The organism is Acidobacteriota bacterium (assembly GCA_020845575.1).
In the GTDB taxonomy this organism is placed as follows: Bacteria; Acidobacteriota; Vicinamibacteria; order Vicinamibacterales; family Vicinamibacteraceae; genus Luteitalea.
On the sequence record JADLFL010000042.1, the window covers coordinates 1 to 11,757 of the forward strand.

The 11,757-nt window shown below is 68.5% G+C and carries 11 protein-coding genes; all 11 read right to left on the minus strand.

Annotated features, from left to right (window positions below; translation table 11 throughout):
• The coding region (locus IT182_12390; protein MCC6164139.1) for a hydrogenase at positions 1 to 257 on the minus strand (257 nt) is incomplete at its 3' end.
• Positions 258 to 279: 22 nt separating this feature from the next.
• The gene (locus IT182_12395; GenBank protein ID MCC6164140.1) at positions 280 to 3,303 is read right to left on the minus strand and encodes a TAT-variant-translocated molybdopterin oxidoreductase; all 3,024 of its coding nucleotides are present in this window, start codon (positions 3,301 to 3,303) and stop codon (positions 280 to 282) included.
• A 60-nt stretch (positions 3,304 to 3,363) separates the two neighbouring features.
• The gene (locus IT182_12400; protein ID MCC6164141.1) at positions 3,364 to 4,014 is read right to left on the minus strand and encodes a cytochrome c3 family protein; all 651 of its coding nucleotides are present in this window, start codon (positions 4,012 to 4,014) and stop codon (positions 3,364 to 3,366) included.
• A 354-nt stretch (positions 4,015 to 4,368) separates the two neighbouring features.
• A complete protein-coding gene (locus IT182_12405) occupies positions 4,369 to 4,548 on the minus strand; it encodes a thioredoxin family protein (protein MCC6164142.1) in 180 nt (59 codons plus the stop codon).
• 36 nt (positions 4,549 to 4,584) lie between these two features.
• Positions 4,585 to 5,010, minus strand: a complete 426-nt coding sequence (locus IT182_12410) for a hypothetical protein (GenBank protein MCC6164143.1) — start codon at positions 5,008 to 5,010, stop codon at positions 4,585 to 4,587.
• A 146-nt stretch (positions 5,011 to 5,156) separates the two neighbouring features.
• Positions 5,157 to 6,635 (minus strand): sulfatase, encoded by a 1,479-nt coding sequence (locus IT182_12415; protein ID MCC6164144.1) that lies wholly within the window; start codon positions 6,633 to 6,635, stop codon positions 5,157 to 5,159.
• Between the two features lie 14 nt (positions 6,636 to 6,649).
• A complete protein-coding gene (locus IT182_12420; protein MCC6164145.1) occupies positions 6,650 to 9,376 on the minus strand; it encodes a c-type cytochrome in 2,727 nt (908 codons plus the stop codon).
• A gap of 13 nt (positions 9,377 to 9,389) precedes the next feature.
• The gene (locus IT182_12425; GenBank protein MCC6164146.1) at positions 9,390 to 9,665 is read right to left on the minus strand and encodes a DUF192 domain-containing protein; all 276 of its coding nucleotides are present in this window, start codon (positions 9,663 to 9,665) and stop codon (positions 9,390 to 9,392) included.
• An 86-nt stretch (positions 9,666 to 9,751) separates the two neighbouring features.
• On the minus strand, positions 9,752 to 10,300 hold the full coding sequence (locus tag IT182_12430) for a hypothetical protein (protein MCC6164147.1): 549 nt from the start codon (positions 10,298 to 10,300) through the stop codon (positions 9,752 to 9,754).
• On the minus strand, positions 10,297 to 11,061 hold the full coding sequence (locus IT182_12435; GenBank protein MCC6164148.1) for a serine/threonine-protein phosphatase: 765 nt from the start codon (positions 11,059 to 11,061) through the stop codon (positions 10,297 to 10,299). Before IT182_12435 ends, IT182_12430 begins: the two co-directional genes overlap by 4 nt.
• A partial coding sequence (tadA, locus tag IT182_12440) for a Flp pilus assembly complex ATPase component TadA (GenBank protein ID MCC6164149.1) occupies positions 11,061 to 11,757 on the minus strand: 697 nt, incomplete at its 5' end. The genes tadA and IT182_12435, both read right to left, overlap by 1 nt.

The following is an 11,757-nucleotide window of genomic DNA, read 5'->3' on the forward strand; positions in this document are numbered from 1 at the left end:
ATGATGTCGAACGCCCAGCCGACCGGAGCGTTGTTGCCCCAGACGCCGATGCCCTTGGCGAAGAGCCAGCCCAGCGAGACGAACAGGAGCATCAACAGCACGAAGCCCACGGCCGTCGTGACGAACCACACCATCGGTGTGTGCTTCGTCAGCACCATCGTCGTCAGCTGATCGGTGATGGACGTGTAGCTCTCACCGGCGCCGATGATGGGCAACGGCGCTCTGAAGTCGTCCTTTGGATACTGTGAAGCTTCCACTACCTGCTCCTGAACTGAATCGCTAGCCGACCAACGCCGGGTTCTGGTTGCGCACCTTGGCCAGGTAGCTGGTGCGCGGACGCGCACCCAGATCCTCGGCGAGGCCGTAGTTCCGTTCCTGTTGCTTCAGCTTCACGACCTGGCTGGCCGCGTCGTTCAAATCGCCGAAGACGATGGCGTCAGCCGGGCACGACTGCTGGCAGGCGGTCTTGATCGTGCCGTCGGCGATCGGCTCACCGGCCGTCTTCGCGTCGATGCGCGCGTGATTGATCCGCTGCACGCAGTAGGTGCACTTCTCCATGACGCCGCGGCTGCGGATCGTCACGTCGGGATTGCGCTGCGCCATGAACTCCGGCGTCGTGAAGTCGGAGTAGAGCAGGAAGTTGAAACGACGCACCTTGTACGGGCAGTTGTTCGCGCAGTAGCGCGTGCCCACGCAGCGGTTGTAGACCATGTCGTTGAGCCCCTCTTCGCTGTGGATCGTCGCGGCCACCGGGCACACGACCTCACACGGGGCGTTCTCGCACTGCATGCAGCCGATCGGCTGATCGTGGACGACAGGCGCGTCGAGATCGCCCTCGTAGTAGCGGTCGATCCGCAGCCAGTGCATCTCGCGCCCCATCGACACCTGCTGCTTGCCCACGACGGGGATGTTGTTCTCCGACGAGCACGCCACGACACACGCATTGCAGCCGTCGCAGGCGTTCAGGTCGATGACCATGCCCCACTTGTACTGGCCGTCGTACTTCCACTCGTTGCCATGCAGCGTGTCCTCGTACTTCGGGACGTGCGTCATGTGCTGCGCGAACGTGGGGTCGGCCTTGTAGACGGGGAGCGACGCCGTGCGAACCACCGCACGCTGCTCCATGTTGAAGTGCATCTGCGTGCTGGCGACGGTGTAGGTGTCGCCCGTGGGCGCCACCTCCGCGCCGAGCGCGAACGACGGTCCCGTGGACCGGCGAATCAGGTTCGCGTTGTACCCGATCCCCGTGCCCACGCTGCCAGCGCGCCAGCGCCCGTACCCGAGCTGCAGGTTCACCGAGTTGTCGGGATGTCCCGCCTGCACCCACACCGGGCCTGTCACCGACCGGCCGTTCACGGTGACGGTGGCCACGTTGGCCTTGTAGCGGGTCATCTTCTGGGCGCCGACGCCGAGACGCTCCGCCGTGCGCGGGCTCATCACGATGACGTTGTCCCACGTCACCTTGTTGAGCGGCTTGGGCAGTTCCTGCAACCACGCGTTGTTGGCGAAGCGCCCGTCGGCCACCGTCGGGTCCGCCGTGAACGTGACTTCGAGCGCGTCTGCCGCGGGTGCCGAGGGCGCCGCCGGGATGGACGACGGTACGCCGAGTGTGACGGCGTCCACGGCCGTCCCGGCGATGAACCCGTCGTGCACCGCGCGCCGCCAGAACTTCTCGAAATCGGCGAACGCCGAGCCGTCGGGCGCCGTGTATGCGCCTTCGCCGAACGCGGTCTCCCAGTGCGCGCGCACGGTCTCGAACGCCGTGGCGGCGGGGTTGTCGCCGAAGGCGGCGAGGATCTCGATCGGGCCGCGCGTCGGCTCGTAGAGCGGGTTGATGAGCGGCTGGACGATCGACACGGTACCGTCTGCCGCGCGCACGTCGCCCCACGTCTCGAGGTAGTGCGAGAGCGGCACGTGCCAGTGCGACAGTTCCGCCGTCTCGTCGGCGTACAGGCCAGCGTGCACACGCACGCCCACCTTGGCCAGCTGATCGGCGAAGCCGAGATCGACGGGCGCGTCGTACACCGGGTTGACGTCGATCATCACGAGCAGATCGACCGTGCCGGCCGTCATGTCGCCGACGAGTTCGGTGAGCGTACCCGTACGGCCATCGACGCGCGCCGCCTGCGACGGCACGTAGGTGACCGTCGTGCCTGCCGCGCCGAGCGCCTGGTTCATCGCAGCGGCCAGCACCTGCACGGACGCGGGCTGGTTGTCGCCGGCCACGACGAGCGCACGACCGGCGGCGCCCTTCAGGTCGTCGGCCACCGCGTCGATCCACGCCTGCTTCACGTGGGCGGGCAGCGTACCGGCCGACACGCCAGGCACGCCGAGGCGCGCGGCAACGGCACGGGCGATACCGTCGACGTCGGCGGCGCGAACCGCGAGGCGATGGTCCGCCTTCGTCCCGGTGTTGCTGGTGCGGCTCTCGACGATGTAGAGCCGGTTCATCGACGTGCCGCCGTTCACCAGACGGCGACGCGCGGCGAACGTGCGCGCGTTGCGCAGCTCGTCGGGCCCTTCGTCCATGAAGTCGGCGTCGAGCGACAGGATGATGTCGGCGCTGTCCAGGTGCAGCCGCGGCTCCACGCGCTGCCCGAAGGCCGCAGCCAGCGCGTCGGCCACGCCGCCGCGATCGAGCGGCTCGTACTGGATCCAGCGGGCGTCCGGATAGATGTCGAGCACGGCCGCGATCTGCGCCGCCACGGTGGGCGACGTGATCGTGCCGGTGAGGAAGCGGAGCCCCGCGCCGCCCACCGCCTGCTGCGCGATGAGACCGCCCGCCATCGCCGACTGGAAGTCCGCGAAGGACCTGATGTCGCCGCGATAGGTGACCGTCTGCGAGCGATCGGGGTCGTACAACCCCAGGATGGAGGCCTGTCCGTACCGGCTGGTCCCGCCGCCGATCGGGTGCTCGGGATTCGGCTCGATCTTGATCGGCCGGCCGTGGAGGCTCACCGCCAGGACCGGCTCGGCGTAGCCACCACGAGGCATCGCCGTGGCGTAGAGCTGCGTCTTGCCTGGCACGAACCCCTCGGGCGGCACCACGTAGGGGACGATGTGCTCGGCGGGCTGGCGGGTGCAGCCCGTGACGCCGGCCAACGCCAGCGACGCGCCCATCAGCTTCAGGAACTGTCGACGGCCGGCGGGATCGCCCAGCTCCGCGGCGTGTTCCGGGAACTCGCGCTGGAGGTACCGCTGGAACTCCGGCGTTTCGGCAACCTCGTCGAGGCTGCGCCAGAACGTGGGCCCCGAAGCCGAGGCGAGCCGGGCACGAATGGCCGACAGATCGATATCACTCATGGTTCGCAACGGGTGCTGCCGTGCTCGTCGCCGGCAGCTGGCGTGTGTCAACGGCGACGATCACCGGTGGCACGTCGAGCAGCTCGTCAGACTCTGAATCTTGTACTCCTGCACGAGCCTGCGGCCGATCTCGAGCTGATCGCCGTCCGGCTCGTACCCCATCGTGAACACCGCCTCGCGCGGACGCACGTACTGCGCAGGATTGCGGTGGCAGTCGAGGCACCACTCCATCTGGAGCGACTTCTTCTGCATGATGCCCGGCATCTGATCGATGCGGCCGTGGCACGTCTCGCAGCCCATGCCCTTCTTCACGTGGATCGAGTGGTTGAAGTAGACGAAGTCCGGAAGGTCGTGGACGCGGGTCCACATGAGCGACTCGCCGGTTTTCCAGCTCGATCGGACGGGCTCGAGATACGCGCTCTGCGCCCAGATCTGGCTGTGACAATTCATGCAGGTCTTTGTCGGCGGCACGTTGGCCGACGCGGCCTGCTCGACCGAGGTGTGGCAGTAGCGGCAGTCGATGCCCATGCCGCCCGCATGGTGCAGGTGGCTGAACTGGACCGGCTGATCGACTGTGGAATTGGCCCCGGTCACGTAGTCGGACCGCATCGACATGCCCACGATCGACACCACGAGGCCGCCGAAGAGAAGAAGGCCAATCAGCGAGAAGCGTGCAATCGCGTTGGCACTGCGCGGGAAGATCTGGCTCATGGGTTCACGGTAACGACACACCCCGAACTGCAGGCGAAAGGCGCGCGTATTCTGTCACACAAATCAGCGCCGGAGTCCGTCGATCTCCCGACGCCCCCAGCAGGCGCGGCCACCCCCCGCCGCTCGGCGGCGACGAGGGCCGACGCGATCTCCGGTTGTGGGAAATGGGTGGGTGGGGCCAATGGTGAACATCCACCACACCCCGCCGCGGGACGAATGATCTGCAACCCGTCCACGGACTGTCAACTGGGACCAAGTGAGTCGGATATGGATCGGCAACCGGCAACCGGCAACCGGCAACCGGATAGAGCGCTTCGAAGGTCGAAAGCCAGAAGGCAAAAAGGTCCGGAGCGGTCACTCCCCCGCTCGGGTCACTGCGCTGACGAACTCGGCTTCCGGAACGGCGCCGAGGATGTCGGCGGCGTCGTTGATCACCGTCTTGGGGACGCCGGACACACGGAAACGGCGAACGAGGTCGGGAAACTCGACGGCCGAGACGGCCGCCGTCGTGACGAGGTCGCTCTCGATCGCCACCTGCCATCCCAGGCGGACCGCCCGGGGACAGTGCGGTCAAGTGGGTGTCGAGAAGATCTGCAGGGTGCGCGGCCCGCTGACCGCCGCGAGCAGGGCACGGGAATCGTCGCTCAGTCCGGAGTCGCCTGCCGACGCGAGCAGGATGGCTTCGAGCAGCGACACGAGCTCGTAGCCATCGGGCATCCCGTACATGCGCAGGCCCCTGTCGCGATCGCCGACGATCGCGATGCCCGGCGCGGCAATCATCCCGTAGGCCTCGACGTCGGCCGTGTCGAGGACCATGTTCTTCTCCTCGACGGTGATGAGCGCATTGGCCTGCGCCAGGTCCCGCAGCACCCGCCGCGTCGCGTCACACGTCTCGCACCCGAACGCCTGCACGAACAACACGAGCCGCACCGGCCCGGTCATCCCCGACAGCCGCTCGGTCAACGCCCGCATCTCATCGTCGCCGAAGTACGCCATGAGGGGAGTGTAGTGGAAGCCGGCAACCGGCAATGGGCAACCGGCAACCGGCAACCGGACATCCTCCATTCTTCCGGCTCACGGCGGTTGCGTGCGGTGCAAACCCCTGTTGCCGGTTGCCGGGTTGCCGGTTGCCGGTACTGTCCTCAGTGCACCGGCCTCACATTGACGATGCCTTCGTAGACGGGGATGCGATCGGGGCCGGCTTCTTTCGAGACGCGCTCGAGGAGCGCCTGCATGGTCGTCAGGCGCGAGGCGTGCGCGGGGTCGGCGATGAGGTTGCGACGTTCGTACGGATCGGCGCGCAGGTCGTAGAGCTCCGCGGTGAAGCGGTCAGGCGCTCCGTCGCCGTGCGGAGAGCGGATGTACGTCCACGAGTCCGTGCGCACGCCGCGGACGTTCGGTGTGTAAGGAAACTGTTTCTCGTAGTTGTACTCGTAGAGGAACGCGTCGCGCCAGGCGATGCGCGCGCCGCGCAGGAGCGGCACCCACGATCGTCCCGTGATGCCTTCGAGGGGCGCGCCGCCACCCAGTGCGATGAGGCTCGGCGCGAGATCGTGGCTCGTGATCATCTGCGACACGACGGTGCCCGCCTTCACGCCGCGCGGATATCTCACGAGCAGCGGCACCCTGATGCTCTCCTCGTACATCGTCCGCTTGTCGACGCGGCCGTGCTCGCCGAGCACGAAGCCGTTGTCGCTGGTGAAGACGATCACCGTGTCGTCGAGCTGTCCCGACGCCTGCAGCGCCTCGTAGAGCCGTCCGACGCTCCGGTCGACGGACAGCAACGTGGCGAGATACGTGCGCACGAACGTGTCGTGCTGCTTCAGGTCGTAGAGGGGCCCTTTCGCGCCATGCCAGGTGGGGAGACTCTCTTCGAGCCAGGCCGGCTTGCCGTCGGACGCCTTGTAGTCGCCGTAGTTCACGGGCTCGCGCACGGGAAACGCGTCGAGCGCGTGAGCGAAGCGGGGCTCGGGCTGGATCGGTCCTCCATGCGGCGCCTTCTGGCCGAGCACGAGCAGCCACGGCTTGTCGTGCGACTTGCCGATCCAGCGCACGGCGTGGTCGGTCACCACCGTCGTGTAGTACCCGTCGATCTGGCGACGCGTGCCGTCGATGTTGAACTCGTTGTCGAAGTAGTTGCCCTGGCCGCGATGGCTCATCCAGTGGTCGAAACCCGGACGCGGCGCATCGTTGTCCTCACCCATGTGCCACTTGCCGATGTACGCCGTCTCGTACCCGGCGTCCTTCAGCCGGCGCGGATAACTCGGCAGGTCGACGGGATACTCCGTGAAGTTGTCGAGGACGCCGTGCCGGCGCGCGTACCGTCCGCTCAGCAGCGCCGCGCGGCTCGGCGAACACAGCGACGTGGTCACGAACGCCTGACTGAACCGCGCCCCCTCCGCCGCGAGCCGATCGAGATTGGGCGTCTGCAGCCACGGAAACAGCGCCGCCTCTCCCTGCTCGCGCTGGACGACACCGAGCGCATCCCAGCGTTGATCGTCGGTCAGCACGACGAGGATGTTCGGCTTCCTGGCCGCCTGGCCCTGCGCCCACGCGGGCGCTGCGGCGAGCAGACACATGAGCACTCCGGCAACCGGCAATCGGCAACGGGCAACCGTCATCTGTTTCATGACATTCATCTGAGGCTCTTCAGATACAACACGACCGAGTCGATCTGGGAATCGGTGAGCGCGCCGGCGAAGCTCGGCATCCCGACGCCGCCCTGTTGGTAGCCTTCTACCACCGCGGCCGTCGGATCGAGAATCGACTGCCTGAGGTAGGCCTCGTCCGCCGTGACGCGTCCCGTGCGGCCCGCGATGGGGCGCGCCGCGCCGAAGACGCCGGCCAGCGATGGACCGAGACGCGCGGATTCACTGCGCACCGTGGCGTGACACGCGAGACACCCGTACCTGGCGAACAGCTCGCGCCCCTGCTCGACGCTCGGACGCGCCTCGGCCACGACGGCCACCGGTGTCTCGCGACGCGTGGTGTCGATCGCGATCGCGCCGAAGCCGTGTGCCTGCGGATTGAAGGGCTCCAGGGCATACGGCGTCGTGTACGCATCGCCGTCGACGGCGAGACCGTCAGGCGTGCGCAGCGTCCAGCCGACCCGCAACTGCATCACGGGACGGAGATCCGGGATGGCCACGAACACCGACCGGCGATCCCCGGACACGTACGCGCGACTCGGCACGAGCGTGTCGATGCCCGTGGTGCCGTCGGCCTTGTAGTTCGGCGACCCGTAGCGGAACGACCGCTTGTAGCCCCACGACGCGGCGGTGTATCGCGAGGCGTCATTTGCCGTGGCCGGATCGATCTCCACGTCGAAGCGAAGGAGCACGCCCTCGCGCATCGGCAGCACGCGATTCGGGACCGTCACCGGCGCACCCGTGTACCTGACGCGGCCGAGGCCGGCCATGCGCGTGGCCGTCGTTCCCCACCCGACGATCTGGAAACCCGCGATGTACACCTGCCCGTCGACGGGATTGACGGCGCCATTGAGCGGCGGGTAGTCGAACGCCGACGTGAGACTCACGACGGAGGCCTGCGGTACGGGGCGATCCAGTTCCAGCAGTACGCGGAACACCTCTGGCCTGTTGTAGCCGATGTGCAGCAGTCCCTCGTCGAGCGGCCCCATGCGCGATCCGAACAGCCAGATCTGCGACATGGCCGACGCGTTGACCTCGTGCGGGATCCACGTGAGCGGCGCGGCGATCGGTGCCGGATAGGCTTCCTTCGGCACGATGTCGCCCAGGAAACCGTAGAACTGGTGGTCGCGCACGATGTGCAGCGGCGTGCTCGGGATGTAGTGCCCCTGCTGATCGCTCGCCGTCACCAGGCCCGTGCGCGGATGCACGGCCAGCTGCGGCTGCCGCAATCCGTAACCGAGCACTGTCGCGTCTCGCCCGTCGGCCGACACGCGCAGCACGCTGCCGTTGTGCTTGCCGATCGTCGTGGCCTCCTGGCCGCCCTTGGCGATGACGAACTCACCGCGAGGCCCGAGGCGAAGCGTGCTCGGGAATTCGCGCGTGTCGGCCGTCTGCGCGAAGGCGTTCGAGAACAGCTCGTGGCGATCGGCTTCGCCGTCGCCGTCGCGATCCTGCAATTGCCAGATGCCGTTCCTGTCGAACACGTACAGCCGCTCGTCGCGAATCGCGATCGAGAGCGGCTCGTGCAGCCCCGACGCGAACCGCCGCCATTCCACAGCCGCTCTGCCAATCCGGTGCCCGGTGCCCGATGCCCGGTGTCCGGCTTCAGCCAATCCCCGTGCGAGCCAGACGTCGCCGTCGAGGGTGACGATGGCGGCCGTGCCGTCGGCGAAGAACTGGATGTCGGCCGGCCGCACGCCGCGCCGCCACGGGTTCTCCACCGGCAGAGCCACATCGTCCACCACGAATGCGTCAGTGGATGGTGACGCGTTGACGGACGTCGTGACGGCCTGCCGCCAGCGACGGCCCGGAGGCACAGACGGCACCGCCGTGAGCGTCACGGGCGGCGCGGCGCCATCGTCGAAGATCGAGACGGCGAACCGCAGGGCCGACGCGTGAGGCGGCACGCGCACGACCTGCGCGGGTGCCCCGTCGACGGCCGCGGCGACCGTCTCGAGCGCGGGACGCGCAGACCCCTCGGCAGCCACGCTCACGTCGACGCCAGGCGCCAGGACGCCCAGCACGAGCCACAGCGTGCGCGTCGATGGCCCTGTCTCGAACCGTCGCACCATGGCGCCGGGGCGGCCCGGCACCGGCGAGACCCACTCCCGGACAGGCGTCCCGGCCACGTCGTACTCGAGCACCGCGCCGTCGCGCGTGAGACGCACGGCGGTGAAACGGCCCTGCGCCGCGTCGAGCGGTCCACGCCCGACCTCCCCCGGCGACGGTGCCGGCGATCGCGGGTCGCTGAAGTCGGGACGATCGCCACACTGCCATCCGGGATGGATCCCGGTGGCAATCAGTACGGGACCGTCGGGTTCGGGCAGCGCATTCTGGCCGCCCGGCGTCTTCCTGTCGGGCTTGTGATACGACCCTGGTGCGAGCGCCGTCGGCGTGACACCGGCGCCGCGCCAGATCGCCGCCACGCGCAACAGATCGGGATCGAACGCCACGCGGTGCGCGCCCGCCGGCAGCACGATCGCCCTCGGCGACAGGTTCGCCGTCGGCAGGCCGCGTCCCACGCGGCGCGCGTCGAGTACCGACGAGAAGAATGGCGCGTCGGGTTCGAGCCACGGCCCGAGCGCAGGGGCGGGCGGTGATGTCGGCGTTCGAGGAACCGGCGCCTGCCCCGCGCCGGACAGCGCGACGGCCCACCACGACGCGGCCACCGCGCACGCGCCCGCGATCAGCCGAATCCGGCGGGATGTCGTCATCGGAAGGCCGATGTTACTCCGTCGGAGCGAGCGTGAGGATGTCGCCCGGATGGAGAGGCGTCCTGTCGAGCGTCCCGGCACCGAACTCGAGCACGGTCGTGGCCTTGCGCGTGCCGGACACGAGACGCCACGGTGGCAACGACGGGAACACGGCAAGGACGCGGCGGTCCCGATCGAGGAACACCACGTCGATCGAGAACCGCATGAACCATGTGTGGATCGACCAGGCAGGCTCCAGCAGGAGTCCCTCTCCGGCGGGCAGGTTCGCGTGCGCGAGCAGGCCCACCATGCGCGACCACGCCGTGCGCGCCTCGACCACGCGCGCCACGAGGCCGCCGCGCGAGTCGATGACGCGCGTCGGCGCGCGGGGTCGTCTCACTGCTGGCCGACGACGAGCGTCTGTGCCACTGTCACGCACGCCCTGGCGTGTTTGGCCGCCGTGGCGCGCGTGGACGCGCAGGTCAGGCGATACAGCGATGCCCCGCTCACCACGCTGTACTGCGTGACGTCCAGGTCGCCGACGAGCCCGGCGGCGGCGTAGCGGATCACCACCACCTTGTTGCCGTTGAGTTCGGTGAGTTCGCTGCTCGCGACACGCGCATGCGGCGCACGCGCGGTGAGCTGTTCGAGTTCGATCTCCTTGAACGTGTCGTCGATCTCGTCGGGCTCGAGGGCCACACGGAGCACCGTGAAGTCCAGCGCGAGGCTCGCCTCGGCCTTCTTCTGCATCAGCAACGCGACGTTGCCGCCGGCCGCCGGCACCAGCATCCAGTCCTTCTTCGGATAGCTGAACGCCACTTCGTACGCGATGTTCTTGTACGCCTGGGTGTCTTTGGGCGCCAGGGGCTGCGCCGACGCAAGGCCCGCGGTGAGCGTTGCGGCGGCCAGCACCGCGGCAACGCGTCCCATCTGCTCTGTCTTCACGTTCGTTCTCCCACGTCCACGACCAGGACGCTGACGTTGTCGCGCGTGCCTGCCCTGATCGCCTCGTCCATCAGGCGTTGGGCGACTTCGTGCGGCGCGCCGGCCAGGGCGTCCGCTTCGAGTTCCTCCGGTTCTACGACGCCGTGCAGGCCGTCGCTGCACAGCAGCAGCCGCAGGTGCGACGGGACCGGCATCTCGGCCATCGACGTCGTCACTTCCTGATCGGCACCGAGCGCGCGCGTCAGCGCGCGCCGCGTGCCGATACGTTCGCCATTGGCGTCGACCTGCTCCACCGTCGCCGCATCGTCTTCGGTGAGCAGGCGCGCCGGGCCCGGCTCCACGCGGTAGATGCGGCTGTCGCCCACGTGCGCGAACGCGACGACGTCGCCGGCGACGAGCACGGCGGCGACCGTGGTCGCCATGCCCTGCAGCGCGGCGTCCGACTGGGCGGCGAGATGGACGCGCTGGTTGGCGAGCACGATCGCGGTCCGCAGCCTGTTGGACGTCGCCGAGAACCTGGGAGCCCAGCCGAGCGGCCACGTGTCGTCGTCGGCTTCGGTGAAGGAACGGGCGATGTAGCCGGCCACCGTCTCGAGCGCGATCTGCGCGGCGACCTCACCGGCGTTGTGTCCGCCGACGCCGTCAAACACCGCGTAGAGACCGTAGCGGTCCTCGCAGAGGACGCGATCCTCGTTGACCTCGCGCACCGGGCCCCGGTCGGTGGCGCTGCCTCCGGCGGTCATGATGGTGGTGGTGCGCATCACGCAGGGACGGCGGCAGGCGTTTCGACGGCGACCGTGTGCTCGAGCACCTCGGCCAGTGACGTGTCACCCGCGAGCACCTTGGCGAGGGCGGCTTCGCGCAGGGTGCGCATGCCGTCCTGCCAGGCCTGCACGCGGATGTCGGAGACCGATGCGCGGCGCATCACGAGATCCTCGATCGCGGGCGAGATCCGGAGGACCTCGAAGATACCTGTCCTGCCGCGGTAGCCGAGACCCGTGCAGGCCTCGCATCCCCGCGGCTCGTTGATGCTGACGCGCCCATGATGGTGCAGGCGCGTGTACGGAGCGAAGATCGGGTGCGTGCGGGCGTCGATCTCGACAGGCACGCGACATTCCTTGCACAACCGACGCACGAGCCGCTGCGCCACGACCAGGCGCAGCGCCGAGGCGACGATGAAGGACTCGAGCCCCATGTTGAGGAGACGGAGCACGGCACCGGCCGCGTCGTTGGTGTGCAGGCTCGAGAGCACCATATGGCCCGTAAGCGCGGCCTTCAGGGCGATGTCGGCGGTCTCGGCATCGCGCACCTCACCGACCATGATGACGTCGGGATCCTGGCGCAGGAAGCTGCGCAGCGCCATCGCGTAGGTGAGCTCTTCCGCGTCGCACTGCACCTGCGTCACGCCGAGGATGCGCGACTCGACGGGATCCTCGGCCGTGAGGATGCACTCGGCC